20 protein-coding genes are annotated in these 24,000 nt (G+C 65.3%); 4 read left to right on the top strand and 16 right to left on the bottom strand.

Annotated elements, in window-relative coordinates; all coding sequences use genetic code 11:
- Positions 1-179: 179 nt before the first annotated feature.
- Positions 180-1,016 (bottom strand): SAVMC3_10250 family protein, encoded by an 837-nt coding sequence (locus HLK59_RS22850; protein ID WP_171143357.1) that lies wholly within the window; start codon positions 1,014-1,016, stop codon positions 180-182.
- Positions 1,017-1,176: 160 nt separating this feature from the next.
- On the opposite strand from HLK59_RS22850, the gene HLK59_RS22845 reads away from it, so the two are divergent.
- Positions 1,177-2,796 carry a recombinase family protein gene (locus tag HLK59_RS22845; RefSeq protein ID WP_171143356.1) on the top strand — a complete coding sequence of 540 codons (1,620 nt, stop codon included), beginning with the start codon at positions 1,177-1,179 and terminating at the stop codon, positions 2,794-2,796.
- Between the two features lie 219 nt (positions 2,797-3,015).
- Here the strand turns inward: HLK59_RS22845 and HLK59_RS22840 are convergent, their stop codons facing one another.
- The 4 genes from HLK59_RS22840 to HLK59_RS22825 all read right to left on the bottom strand — a co-directional run bounded on the left by HLK59_RS22840 (position 3,016) and on the right by HLK59_RS22825 (position 6,526).
- Positions 3,016-4,374, bottom strand: coding sequence for a replication initiator (locus tag HLK59_RS22840; RefSeq protein ID WP_171143361.1), 1,359 nt, complete (start codon positions 4,372-4,374; stop codon positions 3,016-3,018).
- A 309-nt stretch (positions 4,375-4,683) separates the two neighbouring features.
- Positions 4,684-4,881: a hypothetical protein gene (locus HLK59_RS22835; protein WP_171143355.1), complete on the bottom strand. Its 198-nt coding sequence runs from the start codon at positions 4,879-4,881 to the stop codon at positions 4,684-4,686.
- Entirely contained in the window at positions 4,878-6,179 is a 1,302-nt protein-coding gene (locus HLK59_RS22830; RefSeq protein WP_171143354.1) for an FtsK/SpoIIIE domain-containing protein, read from the bottom strand. Before HLK59_RS22830 ends, HLK59_RS22835 begins: the two co-directional genes overlap by 4 nt.
- Positions 6,179-6,526 (bottom strand): hypothetical protein, encoded by a 348-nt coding sequence (locus tag HLK59_RS22825; protein ID WP_171143353.1) that lies wholly within the window; start codon positions 6,524-6,526, stop codon positions 6,179-6,181. The genes HLK59_RS22830 and HLK59_RS22825 overlap by 1 nt, the downstream gene beginning before the upstream one ends.
- A gap of 164 nt (positions 6,527-6,690) precedes the next feature.
- Here HLK59_RS22825 and HLK59_RS22820 point away from each other — a divergent pair, with 164 nt between their 5' ends.
- Positions 6,691-7,470, top strand: coding sequence for a GntR family transcriptional regulator (locus HLK59_RS22820; protein WP_171143352.1), 780 nt, complete (start codon positions 6,691-6,693; stop codon positions 7,468-7,470).
- Between the two features lie 407 nt (positions 7,471-7,877).
- Here the strand turns inward: HLK59_RS22820 and HLK59_RS22815 are convergent, their stop codons facing one another.
- Complete coding sequence (locus HLK59_RS22815) at positions 7,878-8,174, bottom strand: hypothetical protein (protein ID WP_346779798.1); 297 nt, start codon at positions 8,172-8,174, stop codon at positions 7,878-7,880.
- 319 nt (positions 8,175-8,493) lie between these two features.
- A complete protein-coding gene (locus HLK59_RS22810; protein WP_171143350.1) occupies positions 8,494-9,048 on the bottom strand; it encodes an ATP-binding protein in 555 nt (184 codons plus the stop codon).
- Positions 9,049-9,257: 209 nt separating this feature from the next.
- Here HLK59_RS22810 and HLK59_RS22805 point away from each other — a divergent pair, with 209 nt between their 5' ends.
- Positions 9,258-10,631 (top strand): sporulation protein, encoded by a 1,374-nt coding sequence (locus HLK59_RS22805; RefSeq protein ID WP_171143349.1) that lies wholly within the window; start codon positions 9,258-9,260, stop codon positions 10,629-10,631.
- A 3-nt stretch (positions 10,632-10,634) separates the two neighbouring features.
- Here the strand turns inward: HLK59_RS22805 and HLK59_RS22800 are convergent, their stop codons facing one another.
- Positions 10,635-11,549, bottom strand: coding sequence for an aminoglycoside phosphotransferase family protein (locus HLK59_RS22800; RefSeq protein WP_171143348.1), 915 nt, complete (start codon positions 11,547-11,549; stop codon positions 10,635-10,637).
- A gap of 359 nt (positions 11,550-11,908) precedes the next feature.
- Between HLK59_RS22800 and HLK59_RS22795 the strand changes: the two genes are divergently transcribed.
- Complete coding sequence (locus tag HLK59_RS22795) at positions 11,909-12,613, top strand: hypothetical protein (RefSeq protein ID WP_171143347.1); 705 nt, start codon at positions 11,909-11,911, stop codon at positions 12,611-12,613.
- A 206-nt stretch (positions 12,614-12,819) separates the two neighbouring features.
- Here HLK59_RS22795 and HLK59_RS22790 read toward each other — a convergent pair whose 3' ends face one another.
- The 8 genes from HLK59_RS22790 to mrdA all read right to left on the bottom strand — a co-directional run bounded on the left by HLK59_RS22790 (position 12,820) and on the right by mrdA (position 23,904).
- Entirely contained in the window at positions 12,820-13,608 is a 789-nt protein-coding gene (locus tag HLK59_RS22790) for a hypothetical protein (protein WP_346779797.1), read from the bottom strand.
- 16 nt (positions 13,609-13,624) lie between these two features.
- Entirely contained in the window at positions 13,625-15,094 is a 1,470-nt protein-coding gene (locus HLK59_RS22785) for an RNA-directed DNA polymerase (protein ID WP_171143346.1), read from the bottom strand.
- Positions 15,095-15,322: 228 nt separating this feature from the next.
- On the bottom strand, positions 15,323-15,733 hold the full coding sequence (locus HLK59_RS22780) for a hypothetical protein (protein ID WP_171143345.1): 411 nt from the start codon (positions 15,731-15,733) through the stop codon (positions 15,323-15,325).
- Between the two features lie 460 nt (positions 15,734-16,193).
- On the bottom strand, positions 16,194-18,173 hold the full coding sequence (locus tag HLK59_RS22775) for a TIGR03960 family B12-binding radical SAM protein (RefSeq protein ID WP_171143344.1): 1,980 nt from the start codon (positions 18,171-18,173) through the stop codon (positions 16,194-16,196).
- An 82-nt stretch (positions 18,174-18,255) separates the two neighbouring features.
- Positions 18,256-19,758 carry a CYTH and CHAD domain-containing protein gene (locus HLK59_RS22770; protein WP_171143343.1) on the bottom strand — a complete coding sequence of 501 codons (1,503 nt, stop codon included), beginning with the start codon at positions 19,756-19,758 and terminating at the stop codon, positions 18,256-18,258.
- 74 nt (positions 19,759-19,832) lie between these two features.
- The gene (locus tag HLK59_RS22765; protein WP_171143342.1) at positions 19,833-20,441 is read right to left on the bottom strand and encodes a hypothetical protein; all 609 of its coding nucleotides are present in this window, start codon (positions 20,439-20,441) and stop codon (positions 19,833-19,835) included.
- A gap of 23 nt (positions 20,442-20,464) precedes the next feature.
- A complete protein-coding gene (rodA, locus tag HLK59_RS22760; protein ID WP_171143341.1) occupies positions 20,465-21,661 on the bottom strand; it encodes a rod shape-determining protein RodA in 1,197 nt (398 codons plus the stop codon).
- The gene (mrdA, locus tag HLK59_RS22755) at positions 21,658-23,904 is read right to left on the bottom strand and encodes a penicillin-binding protein 2 (protein ID WP_171143340.1); all 2,247 of its coding nucleotides are present in this window, start codon (positions 23,902-23,904) and stop codon (positions 21,658-21,660) included. The genes rodA and mrdA overlap by 4 nt, the downstream gene beginning before the upstream one ends.
- Positions 23,905-24,000: the final 96 nt, after the last annotated feature.

Genomic DNA, 24,000 nt, shown 5'->3' with positions numbered 1-24,000 from the left:
GGTAAGGGCCCCACACCCCACCCCTCAGTGAGCGTGCCCAGCCGAAGCCGACGCGGCGTTCTTCACGGTAAGCGGCAGCAGCTTCTTACCCGTGGGCCCGATCTGGATGGAAGTGTCCATCTGAGGGCATAAGCCAACAGGGCTACATCACTTCCCTCACTGTCCCCGCCTCGTCACAGTCATGACCTTCCAGCCTGTCGCCCTCTGATCCACTGAGTGATACGCGGCCAACGGCCAGTAGAAGCTGGCTGCCCCGGGGAAGCCTCAAGGGCTCCACGCCGAGGGCGGGTTGCAACCTCCATATATAAGGGGGTCGCCACGATCAGCCTGTGTTGCCACACTCCGGGGTCGAAGTTGCACAACACTCGGGCGTGACCATGAAGGTAGGCAGGTCCTTCAAAGTCCGACACAAGCATGTCGTAGGCAGAACGGGCCGCGAACTCCTTGTCGCGTCGACTGGTGGAGAACAAGTCGTCCGGCAAAGACGTGTCCCCTTGCGCCTCCCTGTCGACCAAGGTCGCCGCGAGATCATGCAACCAGTCGGACCCAGAGCCCATGCGCGTTGGTGGAGCTTCGTACTCCGTCAGCATGTGCTGACGCGAGCCACACAGGATGATCTGGATGCCTGAGCACTTGTCATCACCATCCCTCAACTGGCACGAGGAGTCCTCGATAGACATGAAGGTGTAGACGCCCTGATCGATGAGCCCCCAGTCGCGCACCCGGGGACCGTGCTTGAAGAATCCGTTGAACTCCATCCACTCACGGGGCATTAGCGACTCGCACGTACTGGGGACGTTTGTGAGCGCGTTGCAGTTCATTCGGACGTGAGCAAGCACTTGCTCTAATCGCTCACCAAGCCCGGCTTCGCCGCCTGGCACCTCGCCCGCAGCCAGACGCACAGCGGCTCCAACCGCCGACACCTCGGCTTCCAGCGCTCTGTCTAGGAAACTCTGTTTCCCCTCTAGAAGGAACTCGTCGAGTTTGGCTGTGGACAGGTAGAGCAGCTCACGCATCCTGACTCCCAGAAGTAGTCCCCGAGCCCGCCTGGCGCAGATGGGCCTTGCGAGCATTCCCGGAGGCGCATTGCTCAACCTCCCAGCCTGCTCACCTGGATGTGTGTATCTATGGGCCTACTCACACCAACAGCCGAATTACCGCGCTACCGTCGTCGGCATGAGGAAACGAACGAGGACGCAGACGTCAAGTGAGCGTGGCGCGTACGACGTTGAGGCGGAGTGGAGCGCGGCTGACTTAGCGCTCTTAGACAATCTGAAGAGAGCAGAGACCCTCTTACCCGACGACGCGCCACGCGCCCTGTTGTCCGTACGGCTCTCTGTCTTGACCGACGACACCACGTCGCCGGTCCGCCAAGAACTCGATCTACGCGTACTCGCCAGGGAGCGCGGCTACCGAGTGGTGGGTGTTGCCAGCGACCTCAACGTCTCGGCTACGAAGGTCCCGCCGTGGAAGCGCAAGGAGCTTGGGGACTGGCTCAACAACCGGGCACCGGAGTTCGACGTACTGCTCTTCTGGAAGCTCGACCGCTTCGTGCGACGACTCACAGACCTCAGCACCATGATCGATTGGTGTCTGAAGTACGGCAAGAACCTGGTCTCCAAGAACGACTCGATCGATCTGACCACTACCGCCGGGAAGATCATGGTCACGATCGTCGGCGGCATTGCCGAGATCGAGGCCGCCAACACGAGCACGCGCGTCGCAAGCCTCTGGGACTACACCAAGACGCAGAGCGCCTGGCTCGTGGGCAAGCCGGCGTACGGCTATGAGACAGCGGAAAACGAGGACGGCAGGGTCGTCCTGGTCATCAACAAAGACGCGTACAGGGCGCTGCACTGGTGTCGCAACGCCGCGATGCGACCGAAGCAGCCTTCCGCCCGCCGCATGGCCAAGGTTCTCGTCCGTGCCGGACTCTGTGGACCTGGTCTGACAACAGCGACCCAGCTCCGTCGACTCCGGAACCCCGCGCTCATGGGTTACCGCGTAGAAGAGGACAAGAACGGAGGTGTGCGCCGCTCGAAGATCGTGCTCGGCAGCGACGCCAAACCCATCCGCGTAGCCGACCCGATCTTCACCGAGGAAGAGTTCGAGAGTCTTCAGGTCGCCTTGGACCGGAGAGCGAAAAACCAGCCCACCCGTGCTCCGGGCGGAGCTACGCAGTTCCTCGGTGTCCTGGTCTGCGCCGACTGCGGCACGAACATGACCGTGCAGAGGAACCGCGTCAAGGATCGTTCCTACATGTACCTGCGGTGCGGCAAGTGCAAGGCCGGAGGCCACGGCACGCCGAACCCTTACGAGATCTACAGCCAGCTCGTTCAGGACGTGCTGAGGGTGCTTGGGGACGAGCCCGTCATGACACGCGAGTACCGCCAGGGCGCCGAGGCACGGAAGGAACAGCAGCGCCTCGAACAGTCCGTCAGCTACTACATGACAGGGCTTGAGCCCGGAGGCCGCTTCACGAAGACGCGATTCACCAAGGAGCAGGCAGAGAAGACCCTCGACGACCTCATCAAGCAGTTGGAGGCCGTCGACCCCGAGTCGACGAAGGACCGTTGGGTGGCCGTGCACAACGGCAAGACGTTCCGGTCTCAGTGGGAGGAGGGTGGCATGGAGGCCATGGCCGCGGACCTGATCCGGGTCGGCGTGAAGTGCACGATCAAGCGGACCAAGGTCGAGGGAGTGCGCGCACCGCACATCCACATGAAGCTCATGATCCCGAAGGACGTGCGGGACCGACTGATACTCAAGGAAGACGACTTCGCCCAAGCCTTCTGACACCACCGGGCATCGGCGTAGGAACGCCGCTGCCTCCGTCAGTAGCAGGAGGCAGCTTCCTAGCTCACTCGAACCACGCCATGGGGTCGAATGGCTCCTCCGTGCCGTCGTCGTCAACCATCACGATCTCGCTTTCGATCAAGCTCAGGGACTTGTCGTCGTCGGCCCGATCCACTGACGAGCGCAGCGGTTGCCGAGGTTCGCGTTCGGGGAGCGCAGCTATCCGCACCACTCCCCCTCGTGCCTCGCTTGCAGGCCGAGCCGCCGCGACTCTGCAAGGTCATCGGCGATTCCGGCTGCGATGAGAGCAGCGCCCGGCGTGTGTCCGGAACCGACGTACCGCCAGTGCCTTTCGGCGATGGCATCGGCCACATCCGCATGGCTCATGTGGTCAGCGCGTTCAGCGCGAAGCACTGCGTACGTGGTCGAGTAGGCGCGGGATTTGGTGAGGACGTGGCCGCGGTAGCCGAGGGTGTGTGCCCACTCCCGGAGGCGCAGGGCGGCGTACTCAGGGAGTCCGCCCAGGCGCCAGCAGGTCCGCATGAGGGTGCGGACGTGTTCACTCACGGGCGCGAATTCGATATCGGTCCAGTTCGAGAGCCTATGGTCGACGCCGGCGCCTGTCTCGCTCGCTCCCTTGGTGACGTACTTGGCCACGTAGGCGGCGACCGCGTCATCGTCGGGTCCGTCGCCATCGGCACACAGCGGCCGAACGTCAACTTGCACACCCCAACACAAGGCCAGCTCCCCCACGGCAGGGCTATAAGGAGCGACGACCAGGACCCGCCCGGCGGAGGCTCGCACCGCGTCGGCGAGCAGTTGCGCTGTGCCCCAAGGCGGAGGTTCGTCGTCGGGTCCGGCCGGGCCGTCGAGGCGGACGACGGCGTGCACGTGGACGGCCGCCCGCTGCTGATACTCGGCAACGCGGGCGAAGGACAGCCGGGCGTGCCGGGCGAAGTGCGACTGCACGAGGCCGACGGAGGAGGCGAGGCGCCGCCGTACGTCGATGACGAACCGGTCCCACAGCTTGGAAGCGTGCCCGTGCCATAGGACGTGGGCGGTGTAGTCGTAGCAGTCGGGGCAGAGCGGTTGGCCTACGAGTGAGGCGTTCGGTGCGTGGACGGCACCGCAGCCAATGGGACGGCCGTGTTCACAGGCGCCGCCCGCCCGGCGGGGGCGACATGCCTCCCCCGCGCGGTGAACGGCTCCGAAGGACGGCGCGGTCAGGGTGATGAAGAGCCGGGGTCTGCGCCGGACCGCCGGGGGGACGTTCTTGCCGCCGAGGAGGCCCGCGCGGACGAGGTGGAAGGTGTCTCCGGCGTGGAGGCGGGAGCAGGCCGGGCAGACGGTTGCGCGTCGGTTGCGGCAGCGGACGAGAAGGCGTTCGCTGGGTTCGTTGCGGGTGTCGTAGTGGTGGAGGATCTCGCCGGTTGTGCCGTCCAGGGTGGTGGTGGAGCCGGAGAGGTGGACCGGGTGGGAGCAGCCGCCGGTTGCGGTGATCTGCTCCAGCAGGCGGGGGAACTTGGGTTCTTGGGCGATGCGGATGGCGTCGCGGTCTGCTTCGGGTAGCTGGCGCAGGCGCTCCGCGCGGTCGAGGACGGCGCGCCTGTCAGCCGGGGTGAACTCCGGGGTGATGGTGGTGACCTTCCGGGGTGAGCCGCCGAAGCGGCACAGGTGATGGTGGGTGGTTCGCCGTTGGCCATGGGGATCGCTCCCTTTCGTGTGCGGTGGTGGGGTGGGGCGTGGGTTCAGCGGATGGTTCCGGTGCCCCGGCAGACGCGGCAGCGCCGCAGTCGTCCGGTCCAGGTCTTGCGGGCCCCGTCGCCCTTGCAGTAGGTGCACCTCACGCGATGCATGGGCATGTGTGTGCGTCCTTCCTGGTTTTGGTCAGAAGTGGGCGAAGCCGCTGAACACCCAGGTCATGAAGCCGTTGATCGTGAGGCTGACCGGGGTCTGGCCGAGGTACATCCCGAAGAGGGCGATGCAGATTGCCTCCCAGGCCCGCACGTCGCGGGAACGGACGAGGAGGAAGGTGATGATCCCGAAGACCACGACGAGCGAGACGGCGGTACCTGCGCTGATCACTTGTCGTCTCCTTCCAGCGCCACGAGCGCGCGACCGACGAGGGGCAGTTCCGGGGTCATGGCGGAGTGCTTCCGGGCCGTCGATACGGCTTCTTCGGTGGGTGTGAGGTGGGAGCGTGCGCGGCTCCAGCCGCCGTCCGGGCCGGTGCAGACGGCGACGCCGCGTTCCTCCGCAGTGATCGACTGGGCCACGGCCACGGCGTCCTTGTTGAGGTCACCCAAGGCCATCTCGGCCGTGCCGGGGTCGTTGACGCGGTGGCAGATCCGTCCGCTGAGTTGGGCGCGCAGGGCAGTGACGCCGGGTCCGAGGTCGGAGCCGACGCGTTGTCCGGCGACGACCAGGTGCAGACCGAGCGCGGCACCGAGCTGTGCGAGCCGCAACAGGAGCGTGGAGCACTGCTCCGCTTCTGCCTTGCTCTCGCGGGTACCGTCCGACAGGTACAGTTCCGCGATCTCGTCGACGAGCACGACGACCGGCACCGGCCGCAGCTTGTCGGGCAGCTCCCAGATCGAGCGGACGCCGGCGGACCGGCACGCGCTCATTCGGTCCTGCATGTCGACGACGAGCGCGGAGAGTACGGCGACTGCCTCTCTGCGGCAGGTGGCCAGTGCGCTCAGTCGCCCGGCGAACAGGCCCAGTTCCATCCCGCCCTTGCAGTCGATGCCCACCAGGGCGACAGGCTGTTGGGCGAGTTGGGTGATCAGCCGTGCCAGCAGGGTCGACTTGCCCGAACGCGTGGCTCCGACGATCAGCCAGTGCGGCACGAGCCGCAGATTCATGACCCAGGCGCCGCCGCTTTCCAGGACGCCGATCAGCGCTGCGAGGAGTTCGGCCGGAGCCGTGGCTAAGCCGGGTCGCTCCAGCGGATCGGTGGCCGTCGCGGTCAGCAGCACGAGCCCGCGTTCCGGGGAGGTGACACGGACGGCGTGGACCTTCCACGCGTGCACCAGCGCGTCAGCCGCCTTCATGTACGTCGCCGGAGTCTGCCCCGCGTGCAGCCGCACCAGCACGGTAAGCCCGAGGCAGGTAGCGCGAGGGAACGAGATCCGCGGAGCCACCGGCCGCAGCGGATCACCCTTGACGACCAGGTCCCCGAGCAGCCCGCGCGGCGGACGATGGGACACCACCAGGTCGTTGAGCATGGCGACCCGCCGCCAGGTGAACATCACCCGGCAAGCGGTGACCGGGTAGCCGACGAGGTACCAGTGCCAGGCCGGACGATGACGGCGCAGCAGGTCGCCGGCGACGAGCACCCAGGCCAATGCGGCAAGCGCGAGCGCGAGCAGGATCGCTCCCATCACGCCTCACCGCCCTTGGCGTGCGCCGGGCCGCCATGCACCGGGGTGATTGCGTCGGCCCGGAAGCTGATTCCGTGCCGGTCGCCCATCGACCAGGCGAACGCGGTCAGCCCGGTGACCTTGACGATCTGCCCTTCTTCGATGCCCTTCGGGGCACCGCTGACGGCGATCTCGATGACGGAGATCCTCCGCCCGTCCTGCCGCACGGTGACGGCGACGGTGTAGACCGGGTTGCCTTCCCGGTCCCTCTTCACCTCCTGTGTCTCGGAGTTGGTGATCTTGGCTTCGGGCGCGATGGCGCATCGCAGTACGCCGAGCCGCGTCGCGTCCACGGGAATGGACTGCATTGCTGTTGGCCTCCTTGGCCGATCGGAGCGTCAGCAGGTGCTGACGTCACTTGTCCTTACGAGTTATGACTATGGAGTCCTGTACGGCGCCCGTGCAACTACTTATGCTGACGAGTGATGTCGCGCGTGCGACGTGCCTACGACCTCAACCCGGAGATGCCGAGATGTCAGAGATCCAGCGCCCCGGAGCCCTCTACCAACAGGTCGCCGCAGCGATCCGAGAAGCGATCCTGTCCGGCGAGTACGAGCCCGGCGCCCCGCTCCCCTCGGAAGCGCAGCTCATGGCCCGCTACCAGGTCTCGCGCCCGACCGTCCGCAACGCCGTCGCCGCCCTGCGCGCCGAAGGGCTCATCGACGTCCGCCACGGCAAGGGCAGCTTCGTGCGCTCCGACAGCGGACCTGTCGCCGGGATCTCCCGCTACGTGGGCAAGACGCCGGCCGGGCACTTCGTGCTGTACGGCGTAGCCGCCTGGCAGCAGACCGAGGAGCCGAGCACCTACCGCACCCACGCCACCGAAGCCACGGCCCACGAGCTGGAGCTCAAGGTGGAAGATCCACTGTTCGGCTGTGACCGGCTGCTCGTCGACCCGGCCACCGGAGCGCGCGCGATGCACCGCACGCTGATCCCCTTCGCCACGGCCGAAGCCGTACCCGGTCTCGCCGAAGCACCGGACGCCGAACCGGCGACGGTGTACGCGATGCTGACGAAGGCCGGGCACACGCTGTGGTGGTCCGAGGCGGTACAGGCCCGCATGCCGCTGCCCGACGAGCGCACTGCCCTGCGCCTGCCCGACGCGACCCCGGTCCTGCACGTCTCCCGCGTCACCTGCGGCACCGACGACGATGCCCTGATCCTCGAAGAACTCCGCATCGGAGCAGGCCGCGCCGAACTCACCTACCGGATCACCGCCGACAAGGAACCCAGCCGACGCCGTACGGCATGATCGCAGGCGGCAATCGGTCGAAACAGCCTTCACTTCCTCAAGGGCGCGCCTGCGGCGCGCCGGGTCGCCCGGCCGCCCCGGCCGGGCGTGCGGCGTAGACGCCGGTCCCGTCCGGACGCCCGACGCCCCCGCCCGCAGCACGACCAGGAAGTCGAGGCGCCGACCAGCCGTCGCAGGCAGGGGCCCACGGGGCTGGGGGGCGACGGCCTCCGAGACTTTAGGCAGCCGCCATGGGGCGAGCCTCGAAGAACAGGGGGCCGATCGGGCTCTTGCGGGCAGCTCCAAGGACTGCCCGATCCGCTGGCGAGCGTAAGGCCCCCTGTTCACTCGCCCCATGGCAGCTCCCGCCCAAAGTCTCTGCGGCCGGCGACGTGCCCACGCGCACCGCTCACCAGCAGAAAAACCCCTCACGCTGAACCACCGCCGCGCTCAGCGGAGGTCTCTAGGAGCGCGGCGAGCCGATGCACCGCACCGACCCAGCCCGCCAGCCGAACGACCCCGCGCCCGTCCTCCCGGGTCGAGGCAACGGCCCGTACGTCGGACAGCTCGAAGCCCGCGCCCAACAGCGCCCGGTTGAGCCGGTCGGCCGTCTCGCGCGCCTCACGCCACCCGGCGATGTAGTCGACACCGGAAACCCACAGCCCGGTGTCCGATCCCGCGACATCGAGATCGTCATTCAGCCAGTCCTCACCGGAGCCAGTCACCTTGCCCACCTCTGCCCTGATCTAGGTAACGGATCGTCAACTCTCTTTGGACCAAGGCCAGAACGCAGCGCGACGGCCCCGGTACCATCAGGCACCGGGAACCGCCGCGTTCCCAGCCGGGCCACCCTTCGCTTTCCAGGGCTGATGGGGTGGCCCGGTCTCGGTATTGGGTTGTGAGGCGTGGCCCCTCGAACAAGGGACCAAGATCCCCCGGGGAGCGGAGGAGCCACGCCTCTGGCCGGAGAGGTCAGCCTCCGACCATGACCGAGCCGCTGTTCGCGCGTACACCCAGGGATCGCGAACAACGACCCGGCGTCTTTCAGGCCGAGTACTCAGCCCACAGCCGGTCGAGATCCAGACGGCACCACACCGTCTTGCCGCCGTTGGTCCCCGGCGACCACCACACCGCATCGGCCAGCCGCTGAATGATCAACAGCCCGCGCCCCCGGTCCGGCAAAAGCGCCTCGGAGAAGTCGCCCGCAAGCTCAGGCGAGACGAACTCCCCCGGCGCAAGCTCAGGAGGAGTCGAGTCCTCATCCGACACCCCGATGACGAGCACCTCGGGCCAGGTCATCAAAGCCACGTCGATGCGCCGTCCGGCACCGGGGCGCGCAAGGCAGTCGTCCGGCACCGCGTGATGCACGACGTTGCCGATCAGCTCCGACACGACGAGCTGCGCGGCATCGCCAGCGTGCCCCAGCTCCCAGGTGCGGAGGTACGAGCCGACCATGTCCCGAGCAGCCTTGGCACAGTCCGGCGATTCAGCGAAGAGCGTCAGCGCCCGGAAGTGTCCATTGGCCGGGTCATGCACCGAACGGTGCGGAGCGCCCGTCGCCGAGACGTTCGCCGTGTGTTTGCTGTACTGCACTTCCACCGCGTTCCCTCCCGCGCGCTGTAGGGCTCTGTGTAGCCCGTCGACCTGTGCGGACCAGTGAACGGCGCGAGGGGTTCAGCCGGGAGTGTTCACCGGTGGGTTCACGTGAACACCGGCAAAGGCGAAGGGGGTTCACCAATGAACCCCCTTGGGCGAAACTGCTGTGACAGGATGAACACTCGCCGTCATTCTCGGGTTGGCAGGGGAGCATGAGCCGAGAGCCGAACGCGCAGTTAGCCGCCGTCATGGACGAGGCGCAGGTCTCCAACAAGGGCCTCGCGAAACGGATGAAAGACACCGCCGCCCAGCGCGGCGTGAACCTCGGAACCACTCACGTATCCGTTCAGCGATGGCGAGACGGCGCAGGCATCCAGCCCCAGACAGCGGCAATCATGGCGGACGCCCTGAGCGCCAAACTGGGCCGTCGAATCACACCCGGCGATCTCGGCTTCTTCGACCACACACACCAGACGGCATCCCAACCCGTCGGCTACCCAGGCACTGTCCCCGACGTCCTGTCCATGCTGGAGAGCCTTGCCGACCAGAGCGCCGACGCACCAGCGCCCGACCGCTTGGCCATCGCAGATGGCGATCTCAGCGCCGCAGTGCTGTCATGGATGATCGCGCGCCCTGACGGCATCCAGGCTGACAGACCCAGCAATCAACGCGTAGGCATGCGCGACGTCCGTGCGATCAAGGACGCCGCCGGGATGTTCATGCAACTCGACTTCAAGTACGGCGGAGGCCACGGCCACAAGGCACTGCGCCACTACTTCCGCCACGAAGTCCTGCCACTGCTGGACGCGAGCTACAGCGAGAAGGTGGGCACAGCGCTATTCGGCGCCGCCGCCGAGGTCTCCCAGTTGCTCGCATGGACGGCGTACGACACCGGCAACCACCAGCTAGCCCACCGCTACCTGACATCCACGCTGCGCCTGTCGCAGGTTGTCGACGACCGCATGTTCGGCGCCCGCATCCTCGGCAACCTCAGCCACCAGGCCAACTACCTCGGCAACCACGCCCAGGCCATCCAGCTCGCCCGCGCCGCCGTCGAGGGCGCCAAGGGCCGCGCCACACCGCGCGCCATGGCGCTCAACTCGGCAATGGAAGCCCGCGCCCTGGCCAACGCCGGCGACCGCATCGCCGCAGGCCGCGCCATGAACGAGGCAGAACGCCACTTCCAGCACGCCGACACGGCCGAAGACCCCGCATGGCTCGCCTACTTCGACCCCGCCGAGCTCATGGGCGAGTTCTGCCACTGCTTCCGCGACCTCAGGATGCGCCGCGAAGCTGTCGAGCAGGCCCAACGCGCCGTGGACACCACCGACCCGAAGTACGCCCGCACCCTGGGCTTTTGCCGCATGGTGCTCGCCCAAAGCCAGCTTCTCAACGGCGAGTTGGAAGCCGCCGTCACAACAGCCAGCCTGGCCGTGGACGGCGGCGACACACTCCAGTCGACACGCTTCCAGCGCTACGTGACCGACTTCCAGGCCGAGGTCAGCATCCACGCGACGAACCCGACCGTGGCAGCCTTCAACGACCAGGTACGCGATGCCCTCGCCCGCCTGGACGACGACGAGTAGCAGCTACCAGGGCCGCCAGTCCCGAGGCGCATGATCGTTACGTAGACCAGCGATGCGCCGGCGGTACTCCGCCGCAGTCTCCGTATCCTCCTGCACGTTCTGCATGAGCCACGTCGTCATACCGAACTCCTGGATACCCCGCAGCGTCTCGTACCCAGGCCAGTCATACAGGTCACGCCCGTACGCGGCCACGAAATCGGCGTACTGCTCGGTGGTCTGCCACCCAAGACTGTGATGCTCCACAGCCGTGACCATCAGGTCCCACTCAGGGTGGTCGTAGCAGAAGGCCTCAAAGTCGATCAGGATCACTTGCCCGCGATCGTCAACCATGAGGTTCTGCACGTGGGCATCCCCATGCACGGGCCCCTTCGGCGTCTCGAACCGCAGCTCCGCGTACTTGTCTTGCAGCTCCCGCCACCGCTTCCGCAGGAAGACCTTGTCATCCTGCGGGATCACGGCCCGCTCCATACGCAGTTCCTGCTTGTCGAAGGGCTCGAACGACGGCAGTTCGAGCCCCTCCGGCAGTGTCAGGGAGTGCAGATCCCGCAGGACACCACCCAACTCCCCATAGGTGGCCTTGCGGTCGCCCTCAACGATCAGATGCCAGAACGTCACTGGGTGCCCATCGACCAAGAGCGGCTGCTCAAGATCCTCAACGATCCGAGCTGCGGGAAACCCTTCCTCCGCCAGCCATCGCGAAACGTCGACCTCCGTACGCGCCTTCGGCAGCCACTCTTCCCCGCGGGCCACGCGCACGATCACCGGCGCCGAGGCCAGCCGGAACAACGCGTTCTCCCCGAGCCGGATCAACTCCGCGCCTCTGTCATCAAGCCCAGCAGTCCGACACGCGGAGCGCATCACCCGCGCAGCCCCCACCGACGTGAACCCCTCTTCCGATCGAGCAGCGTCAACCGCCATGCCCGTACCAGCTCCCCTAGTCGCGCGCGATCAACCAGCGCACGCTCGCAGGTGACCAACCCGACGTGCACCGGACACGACCATGACCGTACCCAGCAACAGGCAATCAAGGCGAGGGGCGGCTTCAAGGGCGCAGTACTCGCCTTCAGCCGCGCACCGCCTCTTCACTCGCCCCAATCAGTTGAGGCAAGCCAGACACTCTCCTGCCTCGGCAGCGGCAGTCCTGGTGCGGTTGTGGTGCGGCCCGCGCCACCGGACCCAGTCTCGGTAGCCTTATTTCTTCCCTGATGTGTGATCTCGCGCACTCCCACTGCCCTCATCGGGATTCGATATGGTGTCACTGCGAGTTTGGGGGCGTAATGCTGCAGCACGCACGTAATGCATGGAACGAAACACCTCAGTTGACCAAGACTCTCTGTGAGATCATGCCCGCAGTCGGGTGTTGTCTTGTTGCCTTAGGTGTAACTGGTGACCAGCGTGAATGGTGGGATGGACGAGCCTTCCTAACCAATCTGTTGACAAGCTTTACTGGCCTCATGTTTGCAGTCCCCTTCGCCCTCTTAGTGCTGAGCAGACTAGGAGAGGCACACTCAGAGCTTGCCGATCAACGCGCGGCCCGACGGATAGCTCGGGATGCGATAAGTCGTCTAACGCTCGCAATCGATCGCACCCAGATTCTACGCGAAGAGCTTGACGAATTTATTGGACGATTCCCTCATTCTTCGCGCGACGAAGATTCATTCCCTCGCCTGAGGGATATGGCCGTCAGGCATAAACAAGAAATTGATGACCTCTACGAAAAGTGGATTGTGGTGCGGGATGTCGCTGCCCTTCGTCTCATTGAGAGCGGCTTGTCGCTTCAAGGTACTGTATCGATAGGTGATTTCGGTAAGCGTATTTCAGATGCACAATCAGCGAGTGATGCGCTCGCACTCGATGCGCGACGGCTAATTCCAGATTCTTACGGGATCGACCCTAGCGTAAACCTGGATCGTGAAAATTTTGCGAGAAGATGGCAGGCGGATCTAAAGTATCTAGCCTTCCATAGTCAGTTCTCTTACTGACAGGAAAATAAAGCTACTGATCCCGTGTTCATAGTGTTAGATCCTGTCATTTAGCAGCTGGACGGATACTGGCGTACGAGAGCGGTCGAGGGCCCAATGAGCTTTAGCCACCTCCACCATGGTTCCCCGCTGTTGCTTCGTGCGCACCGAGTGGATCGCTGACTGAGGCATTAGAGGTAGCAACGGGTGGCGCGGTGCGTGCGCACTCAAAGAATCTTTTGCGCGTGCTCGGCGATCGGAGTAGCCGAGGTAGCACCCGGCAGGGCACCACGACGTTCGATCGCGTTTCGAGTAAACCAACCAAAGTCCTCACTATTTGAAGCGAAGGTATTTCTCAGAGCTTGCTCTTGCTCAATATTCGGAAGTAGCTCATAAACGTCCGCTATCAGGACTTCGAGTGAATCCGCGCGAGAGCTGTATCGGATCTTATCTACGATCCTGCCCTGGTAGTCATGGAAAATGTAAGGGAACGTTTCCCTCGGAAGAACGGACGTCACTACAAGTTCCTCGTAAAACTCGCGCCATGGCGAGTCTTCTCGTCCACGTCGGTCATCGAACCAAGAGTAGAACTTTGACAGGTGACTACCAAGCAATCTGATACGCAGGTCGGCCTTACTCTTCTCATCGATAGCGACTAGGTCATCGTCCAGTGCACCGATCGACGCAAGAAAGCCCTGCCCTTGGGCAGAGAACTTGAATACACCTCCGACTGGTTGATAGTGAGGGAACCGCGAGCCTCGAACAAGAAGATATTTACCGTCTACCTTGATGCGGAAAAGATAGGCCGCAGAAATTCGGACGGTGCGCCTACCGTATCGCAGCGAATACCAGTAGAGCCGCATGTGTACTCGGCTTGCGTGAATAGCTAGTCCCGTTGGCACAGTCAACGCCAAAAAGGCGCCGATCGACAAGTCTCCCAAAGTCGTATTCTGAGACGTGAAACCCAGAGCCAGAAGAGCTATCGAGATGGAAATATAAAGCACGGCCCGCAACACAGCGACTCCACTATTCTTATACGGGTAGGGGTATGTCAGACACGTTAAGCAGATATCGGGCAGTCCAGCTCAACTCTGAATCCGACGTTTTTTCGAGACCCCGAAGAAGAGATTCTGAAATATATCCGCATTCATGCATGGCAATCAGAAGGGCCCGCTTGATCGCCTCGCTATGTTCGGACTCGTACTGCATTTTGAGTAGTGGACCATCAGCTACGTCCGAGTTTCTCCCTATGTAGCGTGCGGCAAATTCTCGGGGATAGTTGGAACGATTCCTGTCTCGAAGGACTTTCCATGCATTGTCCTTGAGGACCCTAGAACGCACATCTTTCCTCAAAGCGCAATGCAGAATATTACGCTCCAGGAAAGGGTAATGAAGTAGGGAGTAGTCTCGTACTACAGCTTCCAGCGTGCTGACTAGTTCTGTTCGATGGCCCGGAAGAGCCTCGACATAGCGGAGTATCTGATCGGAAATATGGTGCAGCTCTTTCAGATTAGCCAGAGCCCAAGAGACCGCAGTTGCATCCTGATTCTGCCTAAATCGCGTTAGAGAAAATTTCACATCTCTCTCGTACGGAGGTGTACTGGCAGTGGCGTCGCGGAAAAGCCTACTCAATAGCTCTTTTGCCTGCGGCTTGCCTAGCGAGTAAAAATACGCAATCAGGTTGCGATTATGGTCATCTAAATATTTGATTGACTTGTCACGGTTGAGGATTTCGGTCTTGTTTGCAGAGGGAGTTAGACGCCGAGCGCGCAAGGCCTGGTTTGCACCTGCCAGCGATGACCTCAGGCTTTCCCAGTCGCTACCAAATAGATAGGTATCGTCAGAGTAGCGGACATGCTTTATGCCTGATTGCCGAACATACTCATCGAAGGGCAGGAGGTAGATATTGGCCAAAACTCCAGAGGCGCTTGATCCTTGCGGTAGCCCCCAAGCCTCCGACTGATGTTGAAACCCCTCCAGAAAAGATTGAATCTGCCCAACAAGAGGAATTTCGATCCCGGCTTGAATGAGGTCCAAATTCAGGATGCTTATATCTATGTTCTCATAGAAAGCGGAAATGTCTGTTCTGGCCATCATGAGGGTTGGGTCAGACATGAGCAACTTTCGAGCTCGCCTCCTCATCGCTAGCCAGTCATTCACTGAATGGATCTGGCTTCTTTTGAGTCGGTAGCTGAATACATTAGAAGGAATCAGCCGATCGACCTCATGGGACGCCTCAAGTGCCAACGTTTCATAGGTCAAGCGATCCTTGATATCGAAGCGAGCCAATGGGCGTACCGATATAGGATTCTTGGGGTGCTCTACAATCTCAACCCTGGCAGGCGCAACGTGCGGATTCGATATGTGCTTAATCATTCGATCCCGGTAAAGATCCCACTGCTCTCTTACGTCTCTGAAGTTTATAATATCGGGAAGTTCTCGACGCACTTCAACGAAGAATAGACGACGGGCCGCGCTTTCTAGATACTCTTCTTTTGCCACTGGCCCCCGCCGCTCAGTAAGTGGGAATAACTGAGCGTAGTTTACCGGCGGGGTGAGCCGGAGCTCCAGCAGTTCTGCGAGGTCGGCGGAAGGTCGGCCGAGGGCCTCCTCGATCTGACGTCGAGCACCACCAGGGGCCCGCTGGTTGGCAACTCAGGCAACACCGGCGGGTCACTCGTGTACGATACGGGCCCGTTCAAGAGCTCGATTCACTGCTGCCCTACCTGCTCAGTAGCTAGCAGTGCGATTGAAGCTGGTGATGTTGAGCTTGATGCCCTTCACGCTCTTGAGCGTTGTGGGGTACTCGCCCTTGGCAGTCTGGCCGGTTTGCACATCGGTCTCCAGTTGCGAGCCGTTCGCCACACGAGTGCCGCTGGCGTCGACCGCCTCCCACTCCCACGAGTAGTCGGACTTCTCGCTACTGCTGTTCTTGATCGTCCAAACGAGCCAGATGTTGGTGATACCGGCTTGCGAGCGGTCGTCGAGCTGGAAGCTGATGAGGTCGGCCCGCTCCCCCGCGGGTTCCGAGGTCTGCTCCTGCTGCGTCGCCGGGGTTGTGGACGCCCTGGGCGCAGGCGTAGTGCTCTCATCGCTGTCCACCGACGCGATCACCAGTACAACAATGACGATGACGACCACCGCGGCCAGGGCGCCGGCGCACCCCCAGAGACAGCCACGGCCGCGTTGCTTCTTCTGCGGCGGGCCAGGGGGCGATGTCCACTGCCCCGAAAGCGGCGGGGCCTGGCTCGAACTTCCCCACCGCGGATGCCCCCCAGGCGGCTCACTCGCTGACATGTCGCCTCCTGCGTAGCGGATATCGCCACGCTAGGAAGCCACGAGGCACCTCGCGAACCAAGAGCAGCCACTCAGGCGACAGTCACCGAGCACGGCACGCTCCGGGGCTCTCACCCCTCAGACCCACTCCACCTCGGAATGGACAACCGACGAGCCTCCAGAGGGCGGCAGAGGCGTTCTCGGCATCTCCCGCGCCGTCGCCCGCCGCCCACTCTCCGCGCCGAGCACCCTCAGGACGGCAGCGATCTCATCCTCGCTGCCGTCCTCCAGAGCATCCACCACGCGCCGCAACGCCTCACTCACGTCAGTGCGAGTGACCGCTCGAAGCCGGCGTCGGACCCGCGTTCTTGACCGTAAGAGGCAACAGCTTCTTCCCGGTCGGTCCGATTTGTATAGCCGTGTCCATCTGAGGACACACCCCACAGTCGAAGCACGGCGTCCACCGGCAGTCCTCGACCTCCGTCTCGTCGAGCGCGTCCTGCCAGTCCTCCCAGAGCCAGTCCTTGTCGAGGCCGGAGTCCAGGTGGTCCCAGGGCAGGACCTCCTCGTAGGAGCGCTCGCGCGTCGTGTACCAGTCGACGTCGACGCCGAAGGAGGGGAGCGCCTTGTCGGCGCACCGCATCCAGCGGTCGTACGAGAAGTGCTCGCGCCAGCCGTCGAAGCGGCCGCCGTCCTCGTAGACCGCGCGGATGACCGCGCCGATACGGCGGTCGCCGCGGGAGAGGAGGCCCTCCACGATGCCGGGCTTGCCGTCGTGGTAGCGGAAGCCGATGGAGCGGCCGTACTTCTTGTCGCCGCGGATCTTGTCGCGGAGCTTCTCCAGGCGGGCGTCGGTGTCCTCGGCGGAGAGCTGGGGCGCCCACTGGAACGGCGTGTGGGGCTTGGGGACGAAGCCGCCGATGGACACCGTGCAGCGGATGTCGTTGGCGCCGGAGACCTCGCGGCCCTTCTGGATGACGTTCATCGCCATGTCGGCGATCTGCATGACGTCGTCGTCGGTCTCCGTCGGCAGACCGCACATGAAGTACAGCTTCACCTGGCGCCAGCCGTTGCCGTACGCCGTGGCCACCGTCCGGATGAGGTCCTCTTCGGAGACCATCTTGTTGATGACCTTGCGCATGCGTTCGGAGCCGCCCTCGGGGGCGAAGGTCAGACCCGAGCGGCGGCCGTTGCGGGTCAGCTCGTTCGCCAGGTCGACGTTGAACGCGTCGACGCGGGTGGAGGGGAGGGACAGACCGATCTTGTCCTCCTCGTACCGGTCCGCCAGGCCCTTCGCGATGTCGCCGATCTCCGTGTGGTCCGCCGAGGACAGGGAGAGCAGGCCGACCTCCTCGAAGCCCGTCGCCTTGAGGCCCTTCTCGACCATCTCGCCGATGCCCGTGATCGAGCGCTCCCGCACCGGGCGGGTGATCATGCCCGCCTGGCAGAAGCGGCAGCCGCGGGTGCAGCCGCGGAAGATCTCGACGGACATGCGCTCGTGGACGGTCTCGGCAAGCGGGACCAGCGGCTGCTTGGGGTAGGGCCACTCGTCGAGGTCCATGACCGTGTGCTTGGACACCCGCCACGGGACACCGGACTTGTTCGGTACGACACGGCCGATCCGGCCGTCCGGGAGGTACTCCACGTCGTAGAACGCCGGGATGTACACCGAGCCCGTCTTCGCGAGACGGAAGAGGACCTCCTCGCGGCCGCCCGGCCGGCCCTCCGCCTTCCAGTCGCGGATGATCCGCGTCATGTCGAGCACGGCCTGCTCGCCGTCGCCGATGATCGCCGCGTCGATGAAGTCCGCGATCGGCTCGGGGTTGAAGGCCGCGTGCCCGCCCGCCAGCACGATGGGGTCGTCCAGGCCGCGGTCGCGCGACTCCAGCGGGATGCCCGCCAGGTCGAGGGCCGTCAGCATGTTCGTGTAGCCGAGCTCCGTGGAGAAGCTGAGCCCGAACACGTCGAAGGCCTTCACCGGCCGGTGGCTGTCCACGGTGAACTGCGGGACGCCATGCTCCCGCATCAGCGCCTCCAGGTCCGGCCACACGCTGTACGTGCGCTCGGCGAGGACGCCCTCCTGCTCGTTGAGGACCTCGTAGAGGATCATGACGCCCTGGTTGGGCAGGCCCACCTCGTAGGCGTCCGGGTACATGAGGGCCCAGCGGACGTCAGAGGACTCCCACGGCTTGACCGTGGAGTTGAGTTCTCCGCCGACGTACTGGATCGGCTTCTGCACATGCGGGAGCAGAGCTTCGAGCTGCGGAAACACAGACTCGGCGGCCGCAGCGACTTCGGCAGGCATCTCGCGAACCTTCGTGGTGGGCTGGACTGACAGGGGTGACCATCTAGCGTAACGCGATCGTGGACCGCCCCCGTCCTTCCGCTCAGACCTCCATCGAACTCTTGATCGCCGGCCATGTCACGGGCAGGTCCAGCTCGACCAGCTCGGCCCGCCGCTCCTCGCGCCCGTACAGCACCCCGTACGTGAACCCGTTCTCCCCGGCGGCATGCGCCTGACCTGCGAGATCACGCAGGGCCTCGCGGGTCATCACGCTGTCCTGGTGATCGCCGAGCAGGCCCTGGAGGGACTTCATCGACCGGACGAGATCGACCGCGGGCTCGCCCAGCGCCTTGGCGGCCGCCTCCGCCGAGTACCTGGTCCGCTTGCACTTCTTGCGCGCCTCGTGGATCGCGAGGTCGCGGTCGGCGCCGGGCGACACCTCCAGTGCCTGTTCGACCAGCTCGGTCAGCTTCCCGAAGTCCTTGCGTACGGCCTTGGGGATGACCTTGGACGGCCTCCCGCCGGCCGCCTTCAGGAACGGCGGGCCCGCCACCAGGGCGTCCAGAGCGCCCAGCAGCTCCAGATACCGCTTCCCGTCCAGTACGGCGATGAGGCGCCGGCGTGATCCGCCGCTGCGGGCGTGCGACCAGGTGCGCAGGCGGGTGCGGACCGGGCCCGCCAGCAAGGTGCGCGGCAGTTCGTCGAGGGCGTTGGTCAGACGTTCCGTCAGGACCTCCTGGTCCCGGTCCACGCCCAGCTCACCCGCGAGCCACTTCAGCTCCTCGCCGATCGGGTCGGTGACGGCGCGGTCGAGGATCTTGCCGTACGACCTGAAGGCGCTGCGCATCCGCCGGGTGGCGACGCGCATGCGGTGCACGGAGTCGTACACGTCCCGCCGAACGGCCGGGTCGAGCTCGACGATCGCGTCCCGCTGGGCCCGGAGGTAGGCCAGCACATGGTCCCCGGCGGTCTCCGGTGCCTTCCTGGCCACCTTCCGCCGCTTCACCCCGCCGGTCTCCGCCAGCGCCCGCGCCAGCTTCGACGCCGACCCCGACGGCCGTACGCCCGCCTTCTTCAGCCGTTTCTCGACCTTGTCGAGGAAGGCCTGGTCGCCGCCGTCGGCGAGCTCCACCTCGATCTCGGTCCACTGGGTGGCGCCGCCGCTGCCTCCGGTGAGCCGCTCGGCGCGTACGGCGTCCACGCTGACCTCGGCGAGCAGTGCGCCCTCGGCGTCGACGAGATGGCGTACGTCCCGCTCCGAGCGCAGTCGGACGACGGGCAGCAGATCGGCGTCGCGGACGCGCGAGCGGACGAGGCCCGCCAGGGTGCGGGGGACGGCGTCGGAGAGCGGTGCCTGGATCTCGTCCCGTACACCGGGCGAGACGGGGAACTTCAGGTGCCAGCCGGCGTCGGCGCCGCCGGTGCGGCGGCGCAGGGTGATCGAGGCCGCGATGAGGTCGTCGTGGTCGGTGTCGTAGTAGGTGGCGTCCAGGTGGGCGACACCCTTGTCGATGACGGCTGCGACCCCGGCGACGCCGGTGAGGTCGGGCAGCCCGCTGTCGTCGGACTCGTACTTCCGCTCGATCTCGCGCTTTGTGTCCGCCATGAACTGAATCTAGACGCAGTCGGGCCGCGACGGCAGAGGGCACCGACCGTGAATCCTGGGCAAACCGCCGGGTATCAGGAGGTGACCAGCGCCCGCATCGCCTCGCCTTCCGGGAACGGCGCGTCCTTCGCCGTCCGGGAGACCAGAAGGACATGGGCGTCCTCGAACTGGTGGTACGACATCGGTTCGGGGCCCTGCCCGACGATCACCACGGTGTGTTCCAGGCGCCAGCTGACGTACCGGCTGTCGTACCTGGGCCGGCGGATGTCGTGGTCCGGCAGGCCGAGCCGGTCGGTGAAGAGCTGGACGACGGTGGCGAAGTGGGCGTCGAACTCCGGCCGCCAGGCACCCTCCTGGCTGGTCCAGCCGGGTATGGGACCCCAGATGTCCTCGTCGAGCAGGCCGCCGTCGACCGTGTAGAGGTAGGCGAAGGGCAGCTGGAGCGTGCCGTCGCCGTCGGCGGTGACGAAGTGGCCGTCCGGTGTGACATGCGTGGCGTCGGGGACGTCGGGCGTGTCCTCGTACGCCGGCCCCTGTACCGCCTGCGACCAGTCGGGCCAGCCGGCCTCGCGGATCCCTGCCTCGACGGCCTCGCCGTCGGTCAGATCCAGCTCCGCCAGGCCCAGGAGCCGGCTCACCAGCTCCTCACCGACCGGGCACACGGCCACGTACTCGTCCGACATCCCACTCCCCCTCCACGGCAGCGCTACGCCGACATCGGCCGCTGCACCCTGATCGACTGCAACAGGCCCACCGCCACCCACACCGCGAACATCGACGAACCGCCGTAGGACACGAACGGCAGCGGCAGACCGGTGACCGGCATGATCCCCAGGGTCATCCCGATGTTCTCGAAGGCCTGGAAGGCGAACCAGGCCACGATCCCGGCGGCGACGATCGTGCCGTACAGCTCCGTCGTCTCGCGGGCGATACGGCAGGCCCGCCACAGCACGACACCGAGCAGCACGATGATCAGGCCCGCGCCGACGAAGCCCAGCTCCTCCCCCGCCACCGTGAACACGAAGTCGGTCTGCTGCTCCGGCACGAACTGGCCCGTCGTCTGCGAGCCGTGGAACAGACCCGAGCCCGTCAGTCCGCCCGAACCGATCGCGATACGCGCCTGGTTGGTGTTGTAGCCGACGCCGGCCGGGTCGAGGCTGGGGTTGGCGAAGGCGGCGAAGCGGGCGATCTGGTAGTCGTCCAGGACGCCGAGCTGCCAGACCGCGAGCGCACCCATCGTGCCCGCGCCGAGCAGGCCGAAGACCCAGCGGTTGGAGGCGCCCGAGGCCAGCAGCACGCCGAGCACGATGATGACCATGACCATGACCGACCCGAGGTCGGGCATCAGCATGACGACGAGCATCGGTACGGCGGCCAGGCCCAGTGCCTGGAGGACGGTGCGATGGTCGGGGTAGGGCTTGTCGCCCGCGTCGACCCGGGCCGCCAGCAGCATCGCCATGCCGAGGATGATCGTGACCTTCACGAACTCCGAGGGCTGGAGCGAGAAGCCGCCGCCGATGACGATCCACGAGTGGGCGCCGTTGACCGTGGAGCCGAGTGGTGTGAGCACCATCAGGATCAGGAACACCGAGGCGCCGTAGAGGATCGGCACGGCTGTGCGCAGGGCGCGGTGGCCGAGCCAGACGGTGCCGATCATCAAGGCGAAGCCGATGCCGGTGTTCATGAGGTGGCGGAACAGGAAGTAGTACTGGTCGCCCTGGTTGATCTCGGTGCGGTTGCGGGTGGCCGAGAAGACCAGCAGGGAGCCGATCAGCGACAGGGCGAGGGCCGCGAACAGTATCGGCCAGTCCAGCCGGCGGGCCAGCGAGTCGCGGGCGAACAGCCGCGTCCAGCCCGCCCGCTCGGGCCCGTAGCCGGAGACGGAGAAGCTGTTGCCGGTCATGTGCACATCCTCCGGCTACCTCGCCTGTGGCGCCGCCTGCGGGTGTTGCGGTTGCCTGTCGCCCTGTTCTCCACGGTCGCCGCCAGCTGCGTCTCGTCCGGCTCGGGCGTGCCTTCCTGGCTCACCCGCTGTTCCTTGGCCGGGTCCTTGCCGACCTTCGGGGACTTGATGGTGCCGTCCGTCTGGACCTTCGGCAGGCTCTTCTGCGGGGTGGGCAGCAGGGCGTTCTTCTTGTTGATGGTGCCGTCGGCGGCGACGCCGTACAGCGCGTTGTAGATGTTGCGCACGGCGGGGCCGGAGGCTCCGGAGCCCGTACCACCCTGGGAGATGGTCATGACGACCGTGTAGTCCTTGGTGTACGTGGCGAACCAGGACGTCGTCTGCTTGCCGTAGACCTCGGCGGTACCGGTCTTGGCGTGCATCGGGATCTCGTCCTGCGGCCAGCCGCCGAACCGCCAGGCGGCGGTGCCGCGGGTGGCGACGCCCGCGAGCGCGTCGTCCATCTCGGCCAGCGTCTTCTTGCTTATGGGCAGCTTGCCGTGTGTCTTGGGCTTGATCTCGTCGACGGTCTTGCCGTCCGCGCTGACGATGGCCTTGCCGACGGACGGGGTGTAGAGGGTGCCGCCGTTGGAGATCGCCGCGTAGATGGTGGCCATCTGGATGGGGGTGACGAGGGTGTCGCCCTGTCCGATGGAGTAGTTGACGGAGTCACCGGCGCGCATCAGATTGCCTTCGAGGCAGTTCTCGTAGGCGATCTGCTCGGCGTAGGTGCCGCCCTTCTTGCCGGTCTTGCACCAGGCGTCCTTGTTGGCCTTCCAGTAGTCGATCTTCCACTGGCGGTCCGGGATGCGGCCGGTGACCTCGTTGGGCAGGTCGATGCCGGTCTCGGCGCCGAGGCCGAACTGGTGGGCCGTCTTGTAGAACCAGTTCTTGGCGTCCTTCTTCGGCTTGGTGCCGCCGTCCTTCTTCCACTCCTCGTGGGAGAGCCGGTAGAAGACGGTGTCGCAGGAGACCTCCAGGGCGCGGCCGAGGCTGATCGGGCCGTATCCCTTGGTCTCGAAGTTCTTGAAGACCTGGCCGCCGATCGAGTACGAGCTCGAGCAGTCGTAGGGGCCGTCGAAGGAGTACCCGGCGTTGATCGCGGCGGCGGTCGGGACCACCTTGAAGATGGAGCCGGGTGCCGACTGGCCCTGGATGGCCCGGTTGAGCAGCGGGTAGTTGGAGTCCTTGCCCGTCAGCTTGGTGTAGTCCTTGGCGGAGATGCCGCCGACCCAGGCGTTCGGGTCGTAGGTCGGGTTGGAGGCCATGGCGACGACGCGGCCGGTCTTGGCCTCCATGACGACGACGGCGCCGGAGTCGGCCTTGTAGTTTTCGCCGGTGTTGTCGTCGAAGACGTCGCGGGCCTTCTTCATCGCGTCGTTCAGTTCGTACTCGGCGACCCGCTGGACGCGGGCGTCGATGCTGGTGACGAGGTTGGAGCCGGGCTGGGCGTCGTCGCTGGCGGCCTGGCCGATGACGCGGCCGAGGTTGTCGACCTCGTAGCGGGTGACGCCGGCCTTGCCGCGCAGCTCCTTGTCGTACTCGCGCTCCAGTCCGCTGCGGCCCACCTGGTCGGAGCGCAGATAGGGCGAGTCGGTGTCCTGGGCCTCGGTGATCTCCTCGTCGGTGACCGGGGAGAGATAGCCGAGGACCTGGGCGGTGTTGGCCTTGCCGGGGCTCGCGTAGCGGCGCACGGCCTCGGGCTCGGCGGTGATGCCGGGGAAGTCCTCGGCGCGCTCGCGGATCTGGAGTGCCTGCTTGGCGGTGGCCTCGTCGGTGATGGGGATCGGCTGGTACGGCGAGCCGTTCCAGCAGGGCTGGGGGGTCTCGGCGTCGCACAGCCGGACCTTCTGCATGACCTCCTCGGGCTTCATACCGAGGACCCCGGCGAGCTTGGTGAGGACGGCCTTGCCGTCGTCCTTCATCTTCAGCAGGTCGGTGCGGGAGGCGGAGACCACGAGCCGTGTCTCGTTGTCGGCGATCGGTACGCCGCGCGCGTCCAGGATCGAGCCGCGGACGGCGGGTTCCACGACCTGCTGGACGTGGTTGCCGGACGCCTCCTTGGCGTACTCGTCGCCCTCGCGGATCTGGAGGTACCACAGGCGCCCGCCGAGGGTGCCGAGGAGGGACAGGACGAGGATCTGGATCACGATGAGCCGGATCTGGACCCGTGGAGTCCGACCGGTCTCGGGGATGTTGGTCACTGCGGCTGCCGCCCCCTCTCAGTGCGCCGAGTTGTGTGCGCGTACGAATGATGAACGGCTGACCTGTGAGACGACGTTCCTCACCAGGAAACCCGT

Origin of the sequence: Streptomyces sp. S3(2020), assembly GCF_013044505.1 — a bacterium.
GTDB lineage: Bacteria > Actinomycetota > Actinomycetes > Streptomycetales > Streptomycetaceae > Streptomyces.
This window is presented reverse-complemented; position numbering and strand designations above follow the sequence as displayed.